The sequence below is a fragment of the Rhodococcus sp. NPDC004095 genome, assembly GCF_053604015.1.
Map to the genome: position 1 here is coordinate 130,766 of NZ_JBSGGS010000004.1, position 26,906 is coordinate 157,671.

The 26,906-nt window shown below is 67.0% G+C and carries 2 protein-coding genes (1 of these 2 cut by a window edge); both read right to left on the reverse strand.

Annotated elements, in window-relative coordinates; all coding sequences use genetic code 11:
- Positions 1–8,981 carry the 5' end (the start) of a non-ribosomal peptide synthase/polyketide synthase gene (locus tag ACWEPG_RS08990; protein WP_452594283.1) on the reverse strand. It extends 19,336 nt beyond the left edge of the window, so only the first 8,981 of its 28,317 coding nucleotides appear in the window; the start codon lies at positions 8,979–8,981; its stop codon lies off the left edge, out of view.
- Between the two features lie 173 nt (positions 8,982–9,154).
- A complete protein-coding gene (locus ACWEPG_RS08995; RefSeq protein ID WP_452594284.1) occupies positions 9,155–26,851 on the reverse strand; it encodes a non-ribosomal peptide synthase/polyketide synthase in 17,697 nt (5,898 codons plus the stop codon).
- Between the last annotated feature and the right edge of the window lie 55 nt (positions 26,852–26,906).

A 26,906-nucleotide genomic window follows, 5' to 3' on the forward strand; every position in this document is an offset into this window, starting at 1 on the left:
ACCTGGCGCTGCCACAGGGTGTAGTCCGCGTACTGGACGGGCAGCGGCGTCCAGCCCGGTGCCTCGCCCGCCGAGCGAGCCGCGTAGGCGATCATGACGTCTCGCACCAACGGGCCCGTCGAGAAGCCGTCTGCCGCGATGTGGTGGACGACGATCATCAGCACGTGTTCGGTCTGGGAAATCCGGAAGATGCGCATTCGCAGCGGTACTTCCGATGTGACGTCGAATCCCTTGAGCGCGGTCTCGGTGGCCACGGCGAGGAGCTGGTCCTCGGAGATCTCGATCGGATCGAGGTCGGGAACGGACGTACCGGCAGGCAAGACCACCTGAACCCCGACACCGTCCGACGACACCGGGTAGATCGTGCGCAGGACCTCATGACGCGCAATGACATCCGCGATCGCCGCCTGGAGAGCCGGCAGGTCGAGCGCGCCGGACAGCCGGATCCCGGCCGGCAGGTTGTTCCGGGCCGAATCGCTGTCGAACCGGCTGAGGAACCACATCCGCTGCTGTGCGAGCGACAGCGGGATCTCGTCCGGCCGATCCATCGCGGTCAGCGCCGGTCGACGTCCCCCACCGGCGAGCGCACCGACGCGGACCGCGAGCGCTGCGACGGTCGGCGCCTCGAACAGCGCGCGTACCTCGACGGTCGCGTCGAGTGCCGCGCCGAGCCGCGCGACCGCCTGGGTGGCGATCAGCGAGTTGCCGCCGAGTTCGAAGAAGTCGTCATCGGCGCCGACCCGCTCGACACCGAGCAACTGACCGAACAGCCCGGCGACGATCTCCTCGACCGGCGTCGAGGGCGCGCGGAACTCCTTCGCCTCGAACACCGGGGCCGGCAGCGCCTTGCGATCGAGTTTGCCCGACGCGTTGAGGGGGAACTCGTCGAGCACGACGAACGCCGCCGGAACCATGTACGACGGCAGGGTCGCCCGCAGCGCCTCCTTCAGCGCCCCGAGGTCGAGGGCGGTGTCGGCAGACGGGACCAGATATCCGACCAGTGCATCGCCAGTCCGCTCGTCGCGGTGCAACGTCACCACCGCCAGCGCAACCGAGGCCTCCGCCAGCAGCGCCGCCTCGATCTCCCCGAGTTCGATTCGCTGGCCGCGCAACTTCACCTGGAAGTCCGTACGACCCAGGTACGCCAGTTCACCCGACCGCGACCATTCCACGAGGTCACCGGTCCGGTACATCCGCTCACCCGACCGGAACGGGTTCGCGACGAACCGGTCCGCCGTCAGATCCACCCGGCCGTGGTAACCGCGCGCCAATTGCACACCCGACAGGTACAGCTCGCCGGGAACACCCACCGGCACCGGATGCATGCGTGCGTCCAGCACGAACGCCTGGGTGTTCGACACGGGCGCTCCCATCGGAACCGACACCGTCTCGGTTCCGTCGACCTGACGATGCGTCGAGTGCACCGCGGCTTCGGTCGGGCCGTACAGGTTGTGCAGTTGCGCCGCACTGGTCGAGCCGAAGCGGACCGCCGTCTCGGCAGGCAACCCCTCACCCGCCGCGAAGACGTGGCGCAACGCACCATTCGACGCCGTGGTCCCGGTCTGCGCGTCGAGGTACACCGACAGCATCGACGGGACGAACGACGTGGCGGTGATGCCGCGCTCGGCAATGACCGACGCCAGGTACTCGGGGTCACGGTGACCGTCCGGCCGAGCGACGTGCACCTCACCACCGGTGATCAGCGGCACGAACAGTTCCCACACCGACACGTCGAACGTGAACGGCGTCTTCTGCAGCACCACGTCCGTGGTGCCGAAGGCGTACCGAGAGGCCAGCCAGGCCACCTGGTTCACGACCGCCGCGTGGCTCACGGCGACACCCTTGGGCCTACCCGTCGAGCCGGACGTGAAGATCACGTACGCCGTGTTCTCCGGACGCAGCGGCGCGAGTCGCTCCCCGTCCGACACCGGCAGGTCCGGGTACCCCGACAGGTCCGTCTCGTCCAGGAGCAGGACAGACCTGTCCCCTGCGCCGTCGATACCGTCTCGGCCGGTGGACAACACGCAGACCGGTGCCGCGGTGTCGAGGATGTGACCCGTGCGTTCCGCCGGCTGATCGGGATCGATCGGCACGTACGCGCCACCCGCGGCCTGCACCGCGTAGATCCCGACCATCATCTCGAGCGAACGACGCATCGCGACCGCCACCAGGGACTCCGGACCCACCCCGGACGCAATCAGGTGCCGCGCAAGGCGATTGACTCGAGATGCGAACTCCGCATAGGTCATCGACGCACCGTCGAACGACACTGCCACCGCATCCGGCGACGCCGCCACCTGAGCCTCGAACAGCGACACCAGCGTGCCCTTGGGCAGCTCGAACTCGGTCGCGTTCCAGGTGTCGACCACGAGCTCACGCTCGACGTCGTCGAGCAGGTCGATGTCGCCGACCGGCTGCAGGGGCTGTTCGACGACGGCCTCGAGGATTCGCACGAGGCGAGTCCCGATCGCCTCGACCGTGGATCGGTCGAACAGGTCGGTGGCGTATCGGAGACCGGCCGTCATCCCGGCGACGATGCCGTCGGTGTCGACGTCCTCCGTGATGCCGAGAGCGAGGTCGAACTGGGTGGTTCCGTAGTCGTAGTCGAAGGCGGACAGCGTGACGCCCGGCAGTTCGAATGTGGATTCGCGCCGCGGGTCGAAGGTGAGCGAGACCTGGAACAGTGGCGAATGCGACTGTGAGCGAACTGGGTTGAGGATCTCGACGAGCCGTTCGAACGGCAGGTCGGCGTTGCCGAATCCGGCAAGGTCGTCGTCACGGACGTGACCGAGCAGGTCCGAGAAGCTGCCCGAGGCGTCGACCGCGGTCCGCAGGACCAGCGTGTTGACGAACATGCCGACCTGGTCGTCGAGGGCGGCTTCGCCGCGTCCTGCGACCGGGGTGCCGATGGCGATGTCGTCGGTTCCCGACATCCGCGCGAGCAGGATGCTCAGCGCCGCCTGCACGACCATGAAGGTGGACGCACGGTGTGTCCGAGCGAGCTCGCCGATGCGCGACACCAGGTTCTGGTCGATGTCGAAGTGGACGATGTCGCCACGACCGGATGCGACCGTGGGCCGGGGCCGGTCGGTCGGCAGGTTGAGCAGTTCCGGTAGGCCGGCCAGCGCCTCGCGCCAGTATCGGATCTGGCTCGACACGACCGAATCCGGATCGTCCTCGGATCCGAGGTGTTCACGCTGCCAGAGGGTGAAGTCCGCATACTGCACGGGCAGCGGGGTCCAGACGGGCGCCTGACCGAGAGTCCGCGCGGTGTACGCGATCATCACGTCGCGCGCCAGGACGCCCATGGACACGCCGTCGGCGCTGATGTGGTGGACAGCCATCACCAACACGTAGTCGTCGGTTCCGGTGCGCAACAACCGTCCACGCACGGGCGGAGCTGCGGTGACGTCGAATCCGGCGGTGAGAATCTCGAGCGCCAGTGTGCGGAGGGAATTCTCGTCGACGTCGACGGGAGCGAGGTCGAGTTCGACCTCGCCGGCGGGCAGGACCACCTGAACCGGCGCGACTCCGTCGTTCGGGTAGACGGTCCGAAGCGATTCGTGGCGGCCGAGGACGTCCCTCACTGCGGAGGCGATCGCGTCGGTGTCCAACTCCCCCGACAACCGGATCGCCAACGGAATGTTGTACGCAGCCGACGACGTGTCAAAACGATTCAAAAACCACATCCGCTGCTGCGCCAACGACAACGGCACCCGCTCCGGACGAGGCCCCGCCACCAACGCAACCCGACCACCACTACCAGCCTGCGAACCCAACCGCGCCGCCAACGCAACAACAGTCGACGCCTCGAACAAATCCCGAACCGGCACCCGCATGTCCAACGCAGCCCCGAGCCGAGCCGCCAACTGCGTCGCCACCAACGAATTACCACCGAGCTCGAAGAAGTCGTCATCCAAACCGACCTGCCCGACCCCGAGCACCTCCCCGAACGCCTCAGCAACAGCCCGCTCGACAGGCGACGCCGGCGCCCGAAACTCCCTCGCCTCGAAAGTCGGATCCGGCAAAGCCTTACGATCCAACTTCCCCGACGAGTTCAACGGGAACTCATCCAACACAACCAACGCCGACGGAATCATGTACGACGGCAACCGATCACCGAGACCAGCCCGCACCGCAGCGACATCGAACTCCGCACCAGCAGACGGCACCACATAACCGACCAACTGATCACCAGTCGCCGTCGCCACCACCAGCACGACCGCCTGGCTCACCGCACCATCCGCCAGCAACGCCGTCTCGATCTCACCGAGCTCGATCCGCTGACCACGGAACTTCACCTGGAAATCCGTACGCCCGATGTAGTTCAACTCACCCGACGCACTCCACGTGACAAGGTCACCGGTCCGATACATCCGCTCACCCGACAACGAGAACGGATTCGCCACGAACCGATCCGACGTCAGATCCACCCGCCGGTAATACCCCCGCGCCAACTGCGCACCCGCCAGATACAACTCACCCGGAACCCCCACCGGCACCGCATGCAACCGCGAATCGAGCACATACATCTGCGAATTCCACTGCGGACGCCCGATCGACACCACCCCACCGGCAACCACGTCCGTCACATCGGCATACGTGATCGACACCGCCGCCTCCGTCGGCCCGTACAGATTCTGCACCCGCGCCGACGACACCGACCCGAACGCCCGCACCGTCTCCGCAGGCAACGCCTCACCGATCACGAACACATCCCGCAACGACACCAACGACGACGCAGGCGCGTACTCGGCGAACACCGTCAACATCGACGGCACGAAGTCGGTCAACGTCACCCCGTGCGCCGCAATCACATCCGCCACATACACCGGATCCCGATGACCGTCATGCGTCGCGACAACCAACGTCGCACCCACCCGCAACGGCAGGAAATACCCCCACAACGACACATCGAACGTCGTCGCCGTCTTCTGCAGGTACACGTCCTCCGCAGCGAACGAGTACTCGTCCTCCATCCACCGCATCTGGTTGACAATCGCACCGTGCGGAACCGCAACACCCTTCGGCTTACCCGTCGACCCCGACGTGAAGATCACATACGCCGGATGCCCCGGCCGCAACGGAGCAGCCCGGTCCACATCGGTCACCGGAGCATCCGACAACCCCGACACATCCACCGTGTCGATGCACAGGACAGACCTGTCCCCTGCCGCATCGAAACCATCCCGCCCGGTGGTCAGCACACACACCGGATCAGCCGTATCGAGAACGTGACCGATCCGCTCCGCAGGATGATCCGGATCGATCGGCACATACGCGCCACCAGCCTCGAGCACCGCATACATGCCCACAACCAGATCCAACGACCGCCGAACAGCCAACGCCACCAACGACTCCGGCCCCACACCCGACGCAATCAACACCCGCGCCAACCGGTTCACCCGCGACGCGAACTCCCCATACGTCAGCGACTCACCCTCGAACACCACCGCCGTCGCATCCGGCACCGCCGCCGCCCGCGCCCGGAACGCATCCAACAGCAACTCACCGGCCGGCAACACATGCGCCGAATCGTTCCACCGATCCAACACCCGAACCCGCTCGGCACCATCGAACAAATCCACGTCACCGACAGCAACCCCAGGATCCGCCGTCACCGCAGACAGAATCCGAACGAACCGACGCCCGAACTCCGCAACCGAACCCTCATCGAACAGATCGGTCGCATAGGTGACGAGGACCGTCAGGCCCTGCGAGTCGGTGCTGGGATCGCTCGACTCGAGAACTTCGAGCTGGAGGTCGAACTTCGCCACACCCGCGTCGAAGTCGACGGCACTCACGGTGAGATCGGGAAGCGCGATCTCGGTCTGGGCGAGGTTCTGGAAGAACAGCGCGACCTGGAACAGCGGGTGCCGTGCCTGCGAGCGAGCCGGGTTGAGCACCTCCACCAACCGCTCGAACGGCACGTCGGCGTGCGCGAATGCCGCCAGATCGTCCTCGCGCACCTGCGCGAGCAGGTCCTCGAAGGATTGCGCCGACTCGACCTCGGCGCGCAGCACCAGGGTGTTGACGAACATGCCGACCACGTCGTCGAGCGCGGCAGCGCCGCGACCTGCGACCGGGCTGCCGATGGCGATGTCGGTGGTGTTCGACAGTCGGGCAAGCAGCACGGCCAGCGCCGCGTGCACGACCATGAAGGGCGTCGTGCCCTGAGCCTGGGCGAGAGACTCGATGGACTGCTTCAGGTCAGCATCGATGGCGAAGCGGTAGCCGGCGCCGCGGTTGGACGCCACCGCAGGCCGCGGCCGGTCGGACGGCAGATCCAGCTGTTCCGGCAGGCCCGCCAAAGCCTGCTTCCAGTATCCGAGCTGCGCCGAGATCAGCGACTCCGGATCGTCCTCCGAGCCCAGGTGGGCGCGCTGCCACACGCTGAAGTCGGCGTACTGGACCTCGAGCGGATCCCAGCCGGGAGCAGTACCGGCCGAGCGTGCCATGTACGAGGTGACGAGGTCCCGCACCAGCGGTCCCATCGAGAACCCGTCCGCCGCAATGTGATGCACCACGATGACGAGCACGTGATCCGAGTCGCCGGTGGTCAGCAACGCCGCCCGCACGGGTACCTCGGCGGTGACGTCGAAGCCGGCGCCCGCCAGTGCGACCACCTTGCTGACGAGCTCCGACTCCTCCACCCTCGTCGGCACGAGTTCCGGAACCGGTTGGTCTGTCGGCAGAACCAGCTGGATCGGACCGTTCTCGGTCTCCGGATAGATCGTGCGCAGCACCTCGTGCCTGCCAACCACGTCCGCCACGGCCGCCCGCATGGCGTCCTCGTCGACGCGACCCGAGAGGCGCACCGCGATCGGAATGTTGTTCACGCCCGACTCGGTGTCGAACCGGTTCAGGAACCACATCCGGGACTGGGCCAGCGACAACGGAATTCGGTCGGGGCGGTCGAGCGACCCGAGCAGAGGGCCGGTCGACGCGACCGCAGCACCGTCGATGACGACGGCGAGCTCGGCGACCGTCGGCGCGTCGAAGAACTCGCGCACGTCGATCCGGACGCGGAAGTCCGCATTGGCCCTCGCGATCGCCCGGGTCGCGATCAGGGAATTGCCACCGAGTTCGAAGAAGTCGTCGTCCACGCCGATCCGCTCGAGACCGAGCAGGTCGGCAAACAGCTCCGCGAGGGTTTCCTCGGTGGGGGTGCTCGGTGCCCGGTACTCACGGGCGAGCGACGAGAAGTCCGGCGCAGGCAGCGCCTTGCGATCGAGTTTGCCGCTGGAATTGATCGGGAACGCGTCCAGCACCACGAACAACGACGGCACCATGTAGTCGGGCAGCCGCTGCTTGAGGTCCGCGGTCAGCTCTCGATGGTCGGGGGCGGCACCCGGTTCGGCGACCAGGTAGGCGACGAGATGGTCGCCGAGATTCGGGTCGTTGTGGACGACGACCACCGCCTGCGCGACCTCGCTCCGCGCGAGGAGCGCCGACTCGATCTCGCCGAGCTCGATGCGCAGACCACGGAGTTTGACCTGGAAGTCGATCCGTCCCAGGTAGTCCAGCGAGCCACCGACGCCACCTGCGGTGCTCCACCGCACCAGGTCACCGGTGCGGTACATCCGGGCGCCGGGCTCGCCGTACGGGTTCGCGACGAACCTGTCCGCGGTCAGTTCCGGTCGCCGCACGTAGCCCCGCGCGAGCTGGACACCCGCCAGGTACAGCTCGCCCGGCACGCCGGCAGGCACCGGACGCAGCCCGTCGTCGAGGACGAGGAGCTCGGTCTCCGCGACCGCGGATCCGATCGGGATCGCAGTGCCGTCCCGTTCGCTCGTCCGGTGGTAGGTGACATCGACGGCGGCCTCGGTCGGTCCGTACAGGTTGTGCAGGTCCGCCGCGACAGTTGCCCTGAATCTGGCCGCTGCGTCGGCAGGCAGCGCCTCTCCGGAGGCGAACACCATCCGCAGGCAATCGACTTGTCGCACAGCCGGTTCCGCGAGGAAGACCGACAGCATCGAAGGAACGAAGTGAGCGACGGTCACTCCGTGTTCGATCATGGTGCGGGCCAGGTAGGCCGGGTCGCGATGCCCCTCGTGGGTGGCGATGACCAACTTGGCGCCGACCAACAACGGCAGGAACAGTTCCCAGACCGACACGTCGAAGGTGAAAGGCGTCTTCTGCAGGAAGACGTCGTCGGCGGTGAAGCCGTACTCGGACTGCCGCCACAGCAGGTTGTTGACGATGGCACGGTGACCGACGGCAACGCCCTTCGGCCGTCCGGTCGAACCGGACGTGAAGATGACGTAGGCGACGCCGTCCGCCGACAGCGGGGAGCGTCGGTCCGCATCGGTGACGGTGGCGCCCGAGTATCCGGATACGTCGAGGGTGTCGATCTCGAACACGGTCCCCGTCGGGGGCAGGGACACATTGTCTCGGGCAGTTGTCAGGACCGCGGTCGGCTGGGCGACGTCGAGCACGTATCCGATGCGATCCGCCGGGTGGTCGGGATCGAGTGGCACGTAGGCACCGCCGGCCTTGACAATTGCGTACATGCCGACCAACAGGTCGAACGAGCGCCGCATGGCAAGTCCGACCATCGACTCGGGACCGACTCCGGACTCGATGAGCTTGCGCGCCAGGGAATTAGCACGGGCATCGAATTCCGCGTAGGTCATCGCGGCTCCGTCGAACTCGAGCGCGATCGCGTCCGGCGTGCGCGCGACCTGCTCGTCGAACAGGGTCGCGAGGGTGCGCGGTGCGACGGCGCGCGTGCCGGTTGCCTCGCTCACGTCCAGGAACAGTCGGTCCAGGACGGTCGCGATGCCGTCGTCCACGGTCTCGTCGAGCCCCGGCAGCAGCGTCGAGAGGACCACCGGGATCAGCGCATCGGGCCCGAGCGCGCCTCCCATGGCCGCATCGAGACTCTCGAGCTCCGCGTGCAGTGTTCGGTAGCTGACACCGGTGCCGGCGTGCTCGATCGCGGAGCGATCGGGTTCGAGCCGGACAACCTCCGCAATCAACCGTGGCAAATCTTCGACAGCAAGGGAGTGCCCCCGCGGCTCAACACCCGACATCTAGCCCAAACCTCCCGTAAAACAACTGCGAACCGGCACGACGAACCGGCATTGACGAACCGGCGATGCGCATGCCAACAGGTCCGGTGCGACCCGGCTCCGTCCGCTGAACTATAGGGTCACGACCCGGTATCGAACTGCGCTTTCTGAACAATTGACCGAGACGCACTGATCAGCGATTCGAGTGCCCTGGCGTGGCCTTCCGGACCGAGTGCGGGCAGGATTCCGGGCAGCAATCCGGACAGCGACACGGTGACCAACGCCTCCGGCTTGAGGGTCGCCCCCATGGCCTTCGTGACCGCCGCGAGCTTGGCCCCGAGTTGCCCGTAGGTGACGTCGGTGCCGTCGTGGCTCAGGGCGATCGCATGCGGTTCCGCAGCCGCCGCCGCGGCCACCAGTTCCGGCAGATCCCGCACTGTCAGCGCCGGCTTCTGGGCGAGCCGGGACCGTTCCTCGTCGGTGAGGATGTCGATGCTCCGGAGGACGACGGAAGGGTCGACCACCGCCTCCAGGATGCGAACGAACCGGCCGGCGAACAGTCGGACGGTCTCCGGGAGGAACAGGTCGGTCGCGTACGTGAACTGCATGTGCAGCCCGACGAGTCGGCCGAGGTCGTCGAACTGTTCCGAACCGGTCAGTTGCAGGTCGAACTTCGCCTGTTCGAAGCCGCTCTCCATCAGCGCCACCTCGAGGCCCGGGAGCTGCAGCGACGTCACCGCCATGTTCTGGAACGCGAACAGCACCTGGAACAGCGGCGAGTAGGCGGAGGACCGTTCCCGGCCGACGACGTCGACGACGCGCTCGAACGGCACGTCCGCATGCGCAAAGGCGGCGAGGTCCTTCTTCCGTGCCTGCGCGAGCAGTTCCGCGAAGGACATCGACGATCCGACCTCGGTCCGCAACACCACGGTGTTGACGAACATCCCGACCAGGTCGTCGAGAACCTGTTCGCCGCGGCCGGCAACCGGGGTGCCGATCGCAATATCCGTCGACCCGGACAGCTTCGCCAACAGCACCGCGAATGCGCTGTGCACGACCATGAACACGGTCGAGTTGTGGTCACGCGCCAGCTGTGCCAGCTTCCCGGTGAGCTCGGGATCGACGTCGAAGTGGAAAGCCGCTCCCTGCATCGACTGCCGGGCAGGCCGCCGATGATCGGTCGGAAGTTCGAGCTGCTCGGGCAGACCTGCGAGCTCGTCGTGCCAGTAGCCGATCTGCCGCATCAACGGGCTGTCCGGATCGTCCTCTGAGCCGAGGACCAGTCGCTGCCACAGGCTGTAGTCGGCGTACTGGACGGCGAGCGGCGCCCACCCCGGTTCCCGCCTGTCCACCCGAGCGGAGTAGGCGACCATGACGTCCCGGGTGAGGGGACCCATCGAGAACCCGTCCGCGCTGATGTGATGCACCATCACGACGAAGACGTGCTCGGTGGGGCTGAGCTCGAACAGCCTTGCACGCACCGGCAGGTCGACCGTCACGTCGAATCCCGACGTCACCATCTCCAGAACCAGGCCAGGCAGCGACTGCTCCGTGGCTGCGACCCGCGTCAGCGTCGGGGTCGCCTCGGACGGCGGAAGCACCAGCTGCTCCGGGCCGGCGGTGCCGTCCGGGTAGACCGTCCGCAACACCTCGTGCCTGCTGATGACATCGGCGAGGGCGGCCTCGAGTGCAGGCACGTCCAGCAGACCGGACAACCGGATCGCCGCAGGAACGTTGTAGGCCGCCGAGTCCGGCGCCATCCGGTTGAGCACCCACATCCGTTGCTGTGCGAGCGACAGCGGAATGCTGTCGGGACGCGGCATCGGCTGCAGGGGAACCCGGGCCCCGGATCCCGCGGTCTCCGCGACCCGGGACGCCAGGTCACCCACCGTCGGCGTCTCGAACAGCCAGAGCACGGGCACCTGGGTGTCCAGCGCCGCTCCCAGCCGTGCAGTGACCTGGGTGGCGATCAGCGAGTTGCCGCCGAGCGCGAAGAAGTCGTCGTCCAGACCGATCACGTCGACCCCGAGCACCTCGGCGAAGGTTCCGGCCACCAGTCGTTCCGTCTCCGTGGTCGGCTCCCGGAACTCGGCAGCCTCGAACTCGGGATCCGGCAGCGCCTTCCGGTCGATCTTTCCGTTGATGTTCAGCGGAAGTGCTTCGAGAACCACGAAGGCGGCGGGAACCATGTAGCTCGGTAGCACCCGTGTGGCCGCCGCCTTGAGCTCGGCGGTGTCCACCGAGGCCCCGTCGGCGGGCACCACGTATGCCACCAGGCGATCACCCGAACGCTCGTCGGAGCGGGCGGCCACCACCGCAGCGGCAACAGATGTTTCGCGCGCGAGGGCGGCCTCGATCTCACCGAGCTCGATCCGGAATCCACGCACCTTGACCTGGAAGTCGCGGCGCTCGAGGTACTCGAGTCCGCCGTCCGGTCGCCAGCTCACCAGGTCGCCGGTCCGGTACATCCGCTCGCCCGGCGCACCGAACGGGTTGGCCACGAAGCGGTCGGCCGTCAGATCCGCCCGCCCGTGGTAGCCCCGCGCGAGCTGGGTGCCGGCCAGGTAGAGCTCCCCTGCGACGCCCACGGGAACGACGTTGAGTCGATCGTCGAGTACGTGCACCCGCGTGTTCCACTCCGGGACACCGATCGGCACCGAGACGACATCGGCGTCGGTCACCTCGTGTGCCGTCACCGACACCGCGGCCTCGGTCGGTCCGTACAGGTTGAACAGGCGGCCGCAGTTCACCGCACGGAAGTCCTGTGCCGAGGCGGCGGGGAGGGCCTCGCCGATCGCCAGCACGCGACGCAGTGAACTCGAGAGCGCCGCACCGGACGCCGTGGCCGAGAGCATCCCAACCGTGGACGGGACCGCGTGCAACGTGGTCACCCGCTGAGCCCGCAGCAGGTCGAGCAGGTACTCGGGGTCCTGCTGCCCGCCGGGCCGGGCGATGACCATCCGGCCGCCGGAGACCAACGGTGACCAGAACTCCCACACCGACAGGTCGAATGTCGCCGCGGTCTTGAGCAGCGCCGAGTCCGAGCCGTCGAGCCCGAACGCGGCGGTCTTCCACTCCAGCTGGTTCACGATCGCCGCATGGCTCACGGCGACACCCTTGGGCCTGCCCGTCGAGCCGGAAGTGAAGATCACGTAGGCCGGGTTCTCCGGCCGCAACGGCCGCACCCGCTCGGAGTCCTGCACCGGCCCGGTCGCGAAACCGGTGAGGTCGTCGGAGTCCAGGAGAAGCACAGACCTGTTCCCTGCGCCGTCGAAACCGTCTCGGGCGGTGGACAACACGCAGACCGGTGCCGCCGTGTCGAGAATGTGACCCGTCCGTTCCGCCGGCTGATCGGGATCGATCGGCACGTACGCGCCACCTGCCTGGACCACCGCGTACATGCCGACGACGAGGTCGATCGAGCGACGCATGGCCAGCGCGACAAGGGATTCCGGTCCGACACCGCGTTCGATCAGCGCGCGGGCAAGCCTGTTGACCCGGGTGTCGAACTCCCGGTAGCTCAGTTCCGTTCCCTCGAACCACAATGCCGGCGCGTTCGGGGTGGCGGAGGCCTGCGCGCGGAACAGGTCTGCCAGGGTCCGGTCCGCAACGTCGGCCCGAGTCTCGTTCCAGTCCACCATCAGTCGGTCACGCTCGACGCTGTCGAGCAGGTCGATGTCACCGACCACGACATCCGGGTTCGCGACGGCGGCCTCGACGATCCGCACGAATCGATCCGCAAAACGCTCGACCGTCGACTGATCGAACAGGTCGGTGGCGAAATGGAACATCGCCTCCACGCCGTCGGGGGCGCCGTCGGCGTCGAACCGTTCGACGAGGAAAAGCTGCAGATCGAACTGGGTGATGCCGTTGTCCACCTCGAGCGCGGACACGGCCAGACCAGGCAGTTCGAGGCTCGTCTTCGCGAGGTTCTGGAACGAGAAACCGACCTGGAACAACGGGTGCCGGGCGGTGGACCGAGTGGGGTTGAGCACTTCGACGAGGCGCTCGAACGGCACATCGGCGTGACCGAACGCCGAGAGGTCGGCATCCTTCACCGCGGCGAGCAGCTCGGCGAAGGAGGCGGCTCCGTCGACAGCGGTGCGCAGGACGAGGGTGTTGACGAACATGCCGATCAACCCGTCCATCGCGGCGTCTCCACGTCCGGCGACAGGAGTACCGACGGAGATGTCGTCGGTACCGGACAGCCGGGCCAGCAGCACCGCGAGTGCCGTGTGGCTGGCCATGAACACGGTCGCCCCTGCGGAACGAGCGAACTCTGCCAGCTCACGGTGCAGGCGCGCGTCGAGCTCGAAAGCGACCCGACCTCCCCGGCTGGACCGAACCGCAGGCCGGGGCCGGTCGCTCGGGAGGTTCAGCTGGTCGGGGATACCGGCGAGGGTGCGCCGCCAGAAATCGATCTGCTGCCCCGCGACGGAGCTGGGATCACCCTCGTCTCCGAGCATCCGACGTTGCCAGATCGCATAGTCGGCGTACTGCACCGGCAGCGGCGCCCATGCCGGCGCGGCGCCGCCGAGGCGCGACGTGTAGGCGGTCATGATGTCGGTGACGAACGGCGCCATGGATGCGCCGTCGGCGGCGACGTGGTGCACGACGGCGGCGAGCACGTACTCGGTCGGAGCGAGTTGGAACAGGGTGACGCGCAGCGGAACCTCGGCGGTCACGTCGAACCGGGTGGTTGCGAGCTCGAACAACCGCTGCCGCAGTTCGTCGGCATCCACCACTACCCGCCCCAGCGTCGGGACCGCGTCCACGGGCGCCGCGATGACCTGGATCGGCCCTTCCGCGGTCTCGGGATAGTGGGTGCGCAGCGTCTCGTGCCTGCCGGCCACGTCCGCGAGTGCGATCTCCAGCACCTCGGTGTCGAGGGTGCCCGACAACCGGATCGCCAACGGAATGTTGTACGCAGCCGACGACGTGTCAAAACGATTCAAAAACCACATCCGCTGCTGCGCCAACGACAACGGCACCCGCTCCGGACGAGGCCCCGCCACCAACGCAACCCGACCACCACTACCAGCCTGCGAACCCAACCGCGCCGCCAACGCAACAACAGTCGACGCCTCGAACAAATCCCGAACCGGCACCCGCATGTCCAACGCAGCCCCGAGCCGAGCCGCCAACTGCGTCGCCACCAACGAATTACCACCGAGCTCGAAGAAGTCGTCATCCAAACCGACCTGCCCGACCCCGAGCACCTCCCCGAACGCCTCAGCAACAGCCCGCTCGACAGGCGACGCCGGCGCCCGAAACTCCCTCGCCTCGAAAGTCGGATCCGGCAAAGCCTTACGATCCAACTTCCCCGACGAGTTCAACGGGAACTCATCCAACACAACCAACGCCGACGGAATCATGTACGACGGCAACCGATCACCGAGACCAGCCCGCACCGCAGCGACATCGAACTCCGCACCAGCAGACGGCACCACATAACCGACCAACTGATCACCAGTCGCCGTCGCCACCACCAGCACGACCGCCTGGCTCACCGCACCATCCGCCAGCAACGCCGTCTCGATCTCACCGAGCTCGATCCGCTGACCACGGAACTTCACCTGGAAATCCGTACGCCCGATGTAGTTCAACTCACCCGACGCACTCCACGTGACAAGGTCACCGGTCCGATACATCCGCTCACCCGACAACGAGAACGGATTCGCCACGAACCGATCCGACGTCAGATCCACCCGCCGGTAATACCCCCGCGCCAACTGCGCACCCGCCAGATACAACTCACCCGGAACCCCCACCGGCACCGCATGCAACCGCGAATCGAGCACATACATCTGCGAATTCCACTGCGGACGCCCGATCGACACCACCCCACCGGCAACCACGTCCGTCACATCGGCATACGTGATCGACACCGCCGCCTCCGTCGGCCCGTACAGATTCTGCACCCGCGCCGACGACACCGACCCGAACGCCCGCACCGTCTCCGCAGGCAACGCCTCACCGATCACGAACACATCCCGCAACGACACCAACGACGACGCAGGCGCGTACTCGGCGAACACCGTCAACATCGACGGCACGAAGTCGGTCAACGTCACCCCGTGCGCCGCAATCACATCCGCCACATACACCGGATCCCGATGACCGTCATGCGTCGCGACAACCAACGTCGCACCCACCCGCAACGGCAGGAAATACCCCCACAACGACACATCGAACGTCGTCGCCGTCTTCTGCAGGTACACGTCCTCCGCAGCGAACGAGTACTCGTCCTCCATCCACCGCATCTGGTTGACAATCGCACCGTGCGGAACCGCAACACCCTTCGGCTTACCCGTCGACCCCGACGTGAAGATCACATACGCCGGATGCCCCGGCCGCAACGGAGCAGCCCGGTCCACATCGGTCACCGGAGCATCCGACAACCCCGACACATCCACCGTGTCGATGCACAGGACAGACCTGTCCCCTGCCGCATCGAAACCATCCCGCCCGGTGGTCAGCACACACACCGGATCAGCCGTATCGAGAACGTGACCGATCCGCTCCGCAGGATGATCCGGATCGATCGGCACATACGCGCCACCAGCCTCGAGCACCGCATACATGCCCACAACCAGATCCAACGACCGCCGAACAGCCAACGCCACCAACGACTCCGGCCCCACACCCGACGCAATCAACACCCGCGCCAACCGGTTCACCCGCGACGCGAACTCCCCATACGTCAGCGACTCACCCTCGAACACCACCGCCGTCGCATCCGGCACCGCCGCCGCCCGCGCCCGGAACGCATCCAACAGCAACTCACCGGCCGGCAACACATGCGCCGAATCGTTCCACCGATCCAACACCCGAACCCGCTCGGCACCATCGAACAAATCCACGTCACCGACAGCAACCCCAGGATCCGCCGTCACCGCAGACAGAATCCGAACGAACCGACGCCCGAACTCCGCAACCGAACCCTCATCGAACAAATCCGTCGCATAGGTGAGATCGATCGCCAGACCGGCGACGGCTCCGGTCTCGTCGGCGGATTCCGCCACCGTCACCTGCAGGTCGAACTTCGCCACCTGCGCATCAACTTCGAGTGGTGCCACGCGGAGCCCGGGCAGTTCGAGGTCCGTTCGGCCGAGGTTCTGGAAGAACAGCGCGACCTGGAACAGCGGGTGCCGTGCCTGCGAGCGAGCCGGGTTGAGCACCTCCACCAACCGCTCGAACGGAGCATCCGCATGAGCGAACGCACCCAGATCGACCTCGCGCGCATGAGCCAACACATCGACGAACGAGGACGACGAATCAACCTGCATCCGCAACACCAACGTGTTGACGAACATCCCCACCAGATCGTCGAGCGCCGCGTCACCACGACCGGCCACCGGCGCACCCACCGCGATGTCATCCGTGCTCGACAACCGAGCCAACAACACCGACAACGCCGCATGCACAACCATGAACAACGACGCACCCTGCTGCCGCGCCAACGCGTCCAGAGCCTGATGCAACCCCGAATCGAGCACGAACGAATACGTCGCACCACGATTCGACGCCACCGCCGGCCGCGGCCGATCGGACGGCAGATCCAACTGCTCCGGCAACCCCGCCAAGGCCTGCTTCCAGTAACCCAGCTGCGCCGAGATCAACGACTCCGGATCATCCTCGGAGCCGAGCACCTCACGCTGCCAGAGCGTGTAGTCCGCGTACTGCACCGGCAACGGAGCCCATGCCGGCGCGACACCCGCAGACCTCGACACGTACGCCGCCATCACGTCCCGCGCCAACGGCCTCATCGAGAAGCCGTCCGCCGCAATGTGATGCACAACCATCACCAGGACGAACTCGGTCTCCGCAGTCTGGAACAGCTGTGCCCGTACCGGCACCTGGTCGGTGACGTCGAATCCCGCCAACGCCAACTCGGCAGCCCGGGCGAACAGATCCGCTTCGGACACCGACACCGGCGTCAGGTCCGGAAGGACCTGATCGGCGGCCACGATCACCTGCGACGGACCCTCGTTCGTTGCAGGGTAGAGCGTCCGCAGAACCTCATGACGCTCGAGCAGATCCCGCACGGCAGCCTGTAGAGCGGGCACATCCACTTCGCCGGACAGTCGCACGGCGAACGGAATGTTGTTGACCCCGGACGCGGTGTCGAATCGGTTGAGGAACCACATCCGCGCCTGTGCGGTGGACAGTGGAATGCGTTCGGGGCGAGGTGCTGCGACCAGCGGAGTTCTTTCTGCACCCTGGTCGTCGATCCCGTCAACCGCGAGCGCGAGCGCCGCGACCGACGGCGTGTCGAAGAGCATGCGGACGGCGATCTTGGTACCGAGAACAGCCCCGAGCCGTGCCACCACCTGGGTGGCGATCAACGAGTTGCCACCGAGTTCGAAGAAGTCGTCGTCGGCACCAACGCGCTCGACACCGAGTACCTGCTCGAACACCCCGGCCACGATCTCCTCGAGCGGGGTTGACGGAGCGCGGAACTCCCGCGCCTCGAACATCGGTTCCGGCAACGCCTTCCGGTCGAGCTTGCCGGACGCGTTCAACGGGAAGGCGTCGAGCATGACGAACGCGGCCGGAACCATGTACGACGGCAACGTTGCCCGCAACGCGCCATCGAGCACCCGAGCCTCGGCCGGTGCGTCACCCGCCGACACGATGTAGGCGACGAGTCGCTGACCGGACCCGGCATCCTCGCGCACCAGCGCAACCGCCTGCGACACGGTCGGCTGGGCGAGCAGTGCCGCTTCGATCTCGCCGAGTTCGATGCGCTGGCCTCGCAGCTTCACCTGGAAGTCCGTGCGACCGATGTACTCCAGCTCGCCCGACGTGGTCCACCGAACCAGGTCACCGGTGCGGTACATCCGCTCACCGTCACCGAATGGACCGGCCACGAACCGATCGGCCGTGAGGTCCACTCGACCGTGGTACCCACGCGCAAGCTGCGCGCCCGACAGGTACAACTCGCCGGGCACACCAACCGGAACCGGATGCAGGCGCGCGTCGAGCACGTACACCTGGGTGTTCGACACCGGCGCACCCATCGGAACCGACACGGACTCGGTGCCGTCGACGTGGCGGTGCGTCGAATGCACCGCCGCCTCCGTCGGTCCGTACAGGTTGTGCAGCTGCGCCGAGAAGACAGCGGCGAAACGGGCCGCCGTCTCCGCGGGCAACGCTTCACCAGCCGCGAACACGTGCCGCAGCGCACCCGGCGACGACACACCGATCGCCGACTGCACGTCGAGGAACACCGACAGCATCGACGGCACGAACGACGTCGCCGTGATGCCACGCTCGGCGATCACGCCGGCGAGGTACTCGGGATCGCGATGGCCGTCCGGCTCGGCAATGTGCACGGAGCCACCGGTCACCAACGGCACGAAGAGCTCCCACACGGACACGTCGAACGTGAAGGGCGTCTTCAGCAGCACAATGTCCGAGACGCCGAACTCGTAGCGAGACGCCATCCAGTCGACCTGGTTGACGATCGCGGCATGACTGACCGACACGCCCTTCGGTCGACCCGTCGAGCCCGACGTGAAGATCACGTACGCCGTGCTCTCCGGGCGCAGCCGCCCGAGCCGATCCGCATCCGACACCGGTGCATCCGACAGCCCCGACAACTCGAGCGCGTCCACACACAGCACGGACCTGTCCCCGGCGCCGGCAAACCCGTCACGAGCCGTCGTCAACACGCACACCGGGTCCGCTGAATCGAGAATGTGGCCGGCGCGCTCCACCGGCTGATCCGGATCCACGGGTACGTACGCACCACCGGCAGCCTGCACCGCATAGATCCCGACCAGCATCTCCAACGACCGGCGCATCGCAACCGCAACCAGCGACTCCGGACCCACACCCACCGAGATCAGGTATCGGGCGAGACGATTCACCCGCGATGCGAACTCGCCGTACGTCACCGACTCACCGTCGAACGACAGTGCCGCCCCACCGGGCGTCCGCGCCACTTGCTCCTCGAACAACGAGACCAACGTCGCTTCGGCGAACGGCTGTGCCGTTGCGTTCCACCTGTCGACCACAAGGCCGCGCTCGACATCGGTCAGCAGGTCGATGTCTCCCACTGCGGTGGCCGGTGCGGACACGACCGCGTCGAGCACACGTACGAAACGCTGGGCGAACTCCTCGACGGTCGAGCGGTCGAAAAGGTCCGTGGCGTAGGTCAGCTCACTCTGGATTCCGGACAACTCACCGCCGGGACCCACCTGATCGGTGAGGGTGAGATGGAGGTCGAACTTCGACACCTGCTCGTCGTAGTCGAGCACCCGGACACTCAGGCCAGGGAGTTCCAGGTCGGTCTGCGCCTGGTTCTGCAACGAGAGCATCACTTGGAACAGCGGGTGCCGTGCCTGCGACCGCGCAGGCGCCAACACCTCGACCAACCGCTCGAACGGAGCATCGGCATGAGCAAACGCACCCAGGTCGACCTCACGCGCCTGAGCCAACACATCAACAAACGACGACGACGACTCCACCTGCATCCGCAACACCAACGTGTTGACGAACATCCCCACCAGATCATCGAGCGCCGCGTCACCACGACCCGCCACCGGCGCACCCACCGCGATGTCACCGGTGTCCGACAACCGAGCCAGCAGCACCGACAGCGCCGCATGCACAACCATGAACAAGGACGCGCCCTGCTGCCGAGCCAGCGCGTCAAGACGCCGATGCAGGTCCGCATCGACCGAGAACGAGTATGTGGCACCACGATTCGACGCCACCGCCGGCCGCGGCCGATCGGACGGGAGGTCCAACTGCTCGGGTAGCCCCGTCAGTGTCTGCCGCCAATAGTCGAGCTGCGCGGACACGAGCGAGTCCGGATCCTCCTCCGAACCCAACACCTCACGCTGCCAGAGCGTGTAATCCGCGTACTGCACCGGCAACGGAGCCCATGCCGGCGCGACACCCGCAGACCTCGACACGTACGCCGCCATCACGTCCCGCACCAGCGGGCCCATCGAGAGACCGTCCGCCGCAATGTGATGCACAACCAGCACCAGGACGTAGTCACGGTTCGCGGTCTGGAACAGCCTGATTCGCAGGGGGACCTGTGTGGTGACGTCGAACCCGACGGCGAATTCCTCGACCAGGGCGGGGTAGAGGTCGGCCGCGTCCACGGGTGCCGGCGTCAGCGCGGGAGCGGCATCCGCCACGGGCACCACCACCTGCCATGCCTGGCCGTCGAGTTCGGGATAAACGGTCCGCAACGCCTCGTGCCGCTCGAGCACGTCCCTGACAGCCAGCCCCAGTGCCGCGACATCCAGGTCGCCGGTCAATGAGATCGCTGCGGGGAGGTTGTAAGCGACAGATTCCGGATCGAACCGGTTCAGGAACCACAACCGCTGCTGCGCCACCGACAACGGAACCCGCTCCGGACGCGACCGCGCCACCAGAACCGGCCGAGCACCCGTACCCGCAATCCCGGCCACCGCCGATGCCAACGCACCGACTGTCGACGCCTCGAACAGCACCCGCACCGGCACCGACGCATCGAGCGCGGCACCCAGTCGAGCAACCACCTGCGTGGCGATCAACGAGTTGCCACCCAACTCGAAGAAGTCGTCGTCTGCGCCGACCCGCTCGACACCGAGCACCTCGGCGAACACACCCGCCACCGTCTCCTCCACCGGAGTCGACGGAGCACGGAACGGCCGCGACTCGAACACCGGCTCCGGCAACGCCTTCCGGTCCAGCTTGCCCACCGGCGTGAGTGGGATGGCTTCCAACGGCATGATCGCCGCGGGCACCATGTGCGACGGCAACGACTCCGCCAGCGCCACCTTCAACGCCGCCGGATCGAGATCGGCCCCGTCCGCACCGAGCACGTACGACACCAACGACGTGGTCCCGCCCGCGCCGTCGTGCCCGACCGTGACCGCGAACTCCACCCCCGGCAACGCCGACAGCGCCGAATCGATCTCACCGAGCTCGATCCGGAAGCCCCGCACCTTCACCTGGAAGTCGCCGCGCCCCAGGTAGTCCAGCTCCCCGTCCGCGGTCCACCGCACCAGGTCACCCGTGCGGTACATCCGCTCACCCGACGGCGAGAACGGATCGGCGACGAACCGCTCCGCCGTCAGCTCCGGCCGACCCCGATACCCGCGGGCCAACGCAGGACCCGCCAGATACAGCTCACCGGTCACACCGACCGGCACCGGCCCGAGCCGGTTGTCGAGCACCATCGCCCGCACCCCGCACACCGGAGGACCCACCGTCACCGGCTGTCCCGGCACCAGCGGGGCGGTGCTCGTGACGACGATCGTGGTCTCGGTAGGGCCGTAGCCGTTGACGAACACCCGGTCGCCGGCCCAGCGCGCCACCAACTCCGGCGGGCACGCCTCGCCGCCGACCCCGACGAACCGCAGATCCGGCAGACCGTTCGGATCCACCGACGCGAGCGCGGCCGGGGTGATCAACACATGGGTCACCCGCTCACGGCGCAGCAGGTCCGTGAGCTCGTCGCCGCCGAAGACCGTGGTCGGAGCGATCACCAGCGTCGCGCCGGAGGCTCCCGCCAGCAGCATCTCGTTGATCGAGATGTCGAAACTCGGCGACGCGACATGCAGTGTTCGGTCGGCGGCAGAGATCCGGTAGTCCGACCGCTGGTACTCCACGAAGTTCGCGAGGCCGGTGTGCGTGACGACGACACCCTTGGGCAGGCCGGTGGACCCCGACGTGTAGATGACGTACGCCGGATTCTCCAGCCGCAACGGACGAATCCGGTCGACATCGACGATCGGCGCCGCTGCTTCAGCAGCGCAACGTGATTCGATCTCCTCGGTGTCGAGCGCCAGCCATGGAACCACTGCGGGCAACCGATCCGCGTGCGCGCCGACCGTGACTCCGAGCACCGCACCACAATCGGTGACCATGTGCGTCACTCGGTCCGCGGGATAGTTCGGATCCACGGGAACGAACGCGGCACCCGACTTCGCGACGGCCCACACCGCAAGCACGGACTCGATCGAGCGCGGAACTGCCACCGCCACGGCGGTCTCGGGACCCACACCCAACCCGATCAGAACCCTGGCCAGCCGCGAGGAACGCTCGTCGAGCTCACGGTAGGTCAGCTCCCGACCGCCGTCCCCGACCACCGCGACACGGTCCGGATCCGACTCGGGACCGGTTCGGAGGATCTGTGCGAGAGTGCGCTGCACCGGTAGCGCGGCCCGGGCCCCGGGAAGCCCGCGTCCCCACCGCTCGGTCAGATCGGCCCGCTCGCAGGGGTCGAGGATCTCGACGTCACCCACGGCCATCGCCGGGTCCGCGAGCACCGAATCGACGATGCGAAGGAACCGAGCCGCGAATCCGGCGATGGTGGACTCGTCGAACAGGTCCCGCGCATAGACGAACTCCGCGGCCACGCCCTCGGACACGGAAGCGCCGCGTGGTCGGTCGGCGATCGTCAACTGCAGATCGAACTTCGACAGGTCGACGCGGACCTCGTCGGCCGTCACGGTGAGCCCGGGCAGTGCCACCTCGGCGCGTTCCATGTTCTCGAAGGACAGGCCAACCTGGAACAGCGGGTGACGAGCCGTGGAACGCGCCGGGTTGAGCGCCTGAACCAACTGCTCGAACGGCACGTCGGCATGTCCGAAAGCAGCGAGGTCGCGATCGCGCACCTGCTTCAGCAGGTCGAGGAACGACGACCCACCGTCCACCTCCGTGCGGAGCACCAGCGTGTTGACGAACATGCCGATCAGGTTGTCGAGGGCCTGCTCACCGCGACCCGCAACGACGGTACCCACCGCGATGTCGGACGTGCCGCTCAGTCGCGACAGCAACACCGCCAGCGCCGCGTGCGTCACCATGAACGGTGTGACACCCTGCGCCCGGGCGAAGCCGGCCAGCGACTCGTAGGTCTGCGCCGGAATCTCGAAGCGCAACCGCCCTCCGCGGAAGGACTGCACCATCGGACGCGGGCGGTCCGTTGGCAGATCCAGTTGGTCGGGCACACCGGAAAGCTCGGCACGCCAGAATTCGATCTGCTTGGAAGACAACGAATCCTGGTCTTCCGCGGTGCCGATCCGCTCGCGCTGCCAGAGCGTGTAATCGGCGTACTGAACCGCCAGCGGCTGCCACGCAGTCGCTTCTCCGCTGAGTCGTGCGGTGTATGCCGCCACCAGGTCCCTGGCCAGCACAGCGAGCGAGACACCGTCCGCCGCAATGTGGTGAACGACGATCCCGACCGCGAACTCACGGGATCCGTCGGCTCCGTCGTGGGAGTCCGTCAGCTCGAAGACACGGATCCGGATCGGGATCTCCGTGCTGATGTCGAAGCCGCCGCCGGCGAAGCCGGCGAGGCGCGTCAGGAGCTCTTCTTCGGTCACCCGCTCGGTCGGACCGAGCAGGGTGATGTCCCCAGCGGGAATCACGACCTGGTGCGGTCCGCCGGGCGAGTCGGGGAACACCGTGCGCAGCGTCTCGTGCCGCTCGACCACGTCGGCGAGGGCCGCTGCGAGCATCGCGCTGTCCACCTGCCCCGACAGCCGGACCACGAAGGGCAGGTTGTAGGTGCCCGCCGACGGGTCGAACTGGTTGAGGAACCACATCCGCTGTTGGGCGAGCGAGAGCGGAACGATCTCGGGTCGCGGACGCCGCACCAGTTCGAGCCGGTTCTCGTCGGTCCCGGACTGCGTATCGATTCGAGAGGCGAGTCCGGACACCGTCGGCGCCTCGAAGAGCGCCCGCACGCCGAGCCGGATACCGAAAGCCGCGCCGATCCGGGACACGACCTGGTTGGCGATCAGCGAGTCACCACCGAGTTCGAAGAAGCTGTCATCGGCACCGACGCGCTCGAGGCCAAGCACGTCTGCGAAGATTCCGGCCACTATCTCCTCGGAGAGGGTTCGAGCCGCCCGGAAGTCGGCGGCTCCGGTGGTGATCACCGGAGCCGGCAGCGCCTTGCGGTCCAACTTGCCCGACGCGTTCAACGGGAGTTCCGTGAGCACCACCACTGCCGAGGGCACCATGTACGCCGGCAGGACCGATCCCAACCCGGAACGCAGCGCTTCACCGTCGAGCACCGCTCCGGCCACCGGCACCACGTACGCAACCAGGTGATCACCCGCACCCAGGTCGGACCGCACCATCGCCACCGACTGAGCGATTCGCACATCGGCGACCAGCGCCGCCTCGATCTCGCCCAACTCGATCCGCTGGCCGCGCAGTTTCACCTGGAAGTCCGTACGCGCCAGGTACTCCAGCTCACCCGACTCGTTCCACCGGACAAGATCTCCGGTCCGGTACATTCGCGCACCCGGCTCGAACACGTTGGCCACGAATCGGTCCGCGGTCAGATCGACGCGGCCGACGTAGCCCCGCGCGAGCTGTGCACCGGCGAGGTAGAGCTCGCCGGGAACACCCACCGGCACCGGTCGCAGTCGGGCGTCGAGAACGTACAGCGCCGTGTTCCAGACCGGAGCACCGATCGGCACGGTGACCTCGTCCGCAGCCGTGACCTCGTGATAGGTCACGTCGACCGCGGCTTCGGTCGGCCCGTACAGGTTGTGCAGCCGCGCCTGCGGCGCCACCTCGCGCAGTGCCGCAGCGGTCGACCCTGGCAGCGCCTCGCCGGAGGCGAACACACGGACCAGCGACTTCGCCTGCACAGCAAACGATTCGGTGCCACCTTCCAGCTCACCAGCAGCAGTGACGAACACCGCCAGCATCGACGGCACGAAGTGGATCGTGGTCACCGATTCGTCGGCGATGGTCTGGGCGAGGTAGAGCGGATCACGATGCCCGTCCGGCACCGCGATCACCAACCGCGCTCCGATCTGCAACGGCCAGAACAACTCCCACACCGAAACGTCGAACGTTACCGGGGTCTTCTGCAGCACGACGTCGGTGCCGGCAAGCCCGTACTCGGCCTGCATCCACTCCAGGCGGTTGACGATCGCGTCGTGACCGACCGCGACGCCCTTCGGTCGGCCGGTCGAACCCGAGGTGAAGATGACGTACGCGTTGTTGGACGACCGAAGCGGCGAAATGCGTTCCGAATCCTGGACCGGTGTCGGATCGCAGTCCGACAGGTCCACCGCGTCGATGCACAGCACCGTTCGCCCCTCCGGCGCCGTGAACTCGTCGCGGGTCGTGGAGAGCACGCAGACCGCGTCGGCGGTGTCGAGGATGTGCCCGATCCGATCGGCCGGCTGGTCGGGATCCACGGGAACGTACGCACCGCCGGCCTTCACGACGGCGTAGATGCCCACGAGCATCTCGAGAGAACGCCTCATACCCACGGCCACCAGCGACTCGGGCCCGACCCCCATCGAGATCAGCTTCCGCGCGAGCCGGTTGACCCGGGAATCGAACTCCCGGTAGGTGAGCGATTCGCCCTGGAACGACAGCGCCACCGCGTCCGGCGTCCGCGCCACCTGGGCGTCGAACAGCGAGACCAGCGTGCCATCCGCGACGTCGTGCGTCGTGTCGTTCCAGGTCTCGAGGACCTGCTCCTGCTCGGCGGCCGTGAGGAGATCGATCTCCCACACCCGCCGGTCGGACGCGGACCGGACGAACGCGTCGAAGAAGGCGAGGAACCGCGCATGGTGTGCGCCGGCCTCACGGTCGGTGTAGAGGTTGGGGTTGGTCTCGAAGTCGATGTGGGTCCGTGTGCCCGCGACGCTCTGGTAGAAGTTCACGGCCAGGTCCTCGACGATGCCCGTCGAGAGAATGTTGAACGCACCGACGACCGATCCGAGCGTGACCTCCTCGTGGAACAACATGATGTTGACGAGCGGGCCGAGGAGGTCGCGCTGCATGTTGGTGGCATCCGAGTCGCGGCGGATGTCCTCGTGGCGGTAGCGCTGGTGCCGCAGTGCACCGGTAACCGCGGATCCGACCACGGCCAGCAGACCTGCAACGGTGGTGTCGCCGGCAACCTTCACCCGCAGCGGCACCACATTCGACAGCATGCCGCCCGAGTTGCGCATGATCGCCGTGGTTCGCGCAGTCACGGGGAGGCTGAGGACGACGTCCTCCTTGCCGGTGGTCTGCGCGAGGTAGGCCGCGAAGGCGGCAATCAGCAGCGCGGACGGCGAGGACCCGTGCCGTCCCGCGGCGGCGCCGAGCGCCGACTCGGACTCGTCCGAAAGGGCGGCGGAGGTGATGCCGTTGACCGCCGCGGGCGCCGCGGTGCGGGAGACGAGACTGGTCCCCTCCTCCATGCCGGCGATCTGCTGTGCCCAGTACTCTCGATCGGTGGCGAATCGCGCGCTCTCGCGATAGGCCATCTCCGATTCGTACAGATTGCGCAGTGTCCACACCTTGCCGGGCCGGATGTCCTGGTCCTCGAGCAGCGCCGTGTAGACCTCGGCGACGCGGTTCATGTAGGTCATCGCGCCGAATCCGTCGAGCGCGATGTGGTGGACCCGCGAGTACCAGAAGTACCGGTTGTCCTCGACACGAATCGACGCGCCGGCGATGAGTCGATCCGTGAGCAGATCGACGGGGGCCGCGAGGTCGGCGCGCATCCACTCCATCGCGGCACCGATCGGATCGCACTCGCCCCGCAGGTCCAGAATCTGCACGTGGTCGACGATGGTCCGGTCGACGATCTGCTGCGGAACGCTGTCGAATTCGGCCAGCCGCAGGTAGCCGGTCTCCATTTCCTGGGAGGCGATGATGCACGCCTGCTCGAGCACCGCGGCGTTCAGGGGTCCGCGCAGGTCGACATACTGGCCGATGTTGATCGGAACCTCGGGGTCGACGTGCTGCGCGTACCAGATGCCCAGTTGCGCGGCTGACAGCGGGAACACATCCACCGGTTCGACACCGTCGGCCTGGATGGTGCTGTCGAAATCCGTGCTGTCGAAACCTTCGATGGCGGTCAACTGATACCCCTAATTCCGGAACACTTCACGAGTTCCCACAGCCATCTCGGCATCG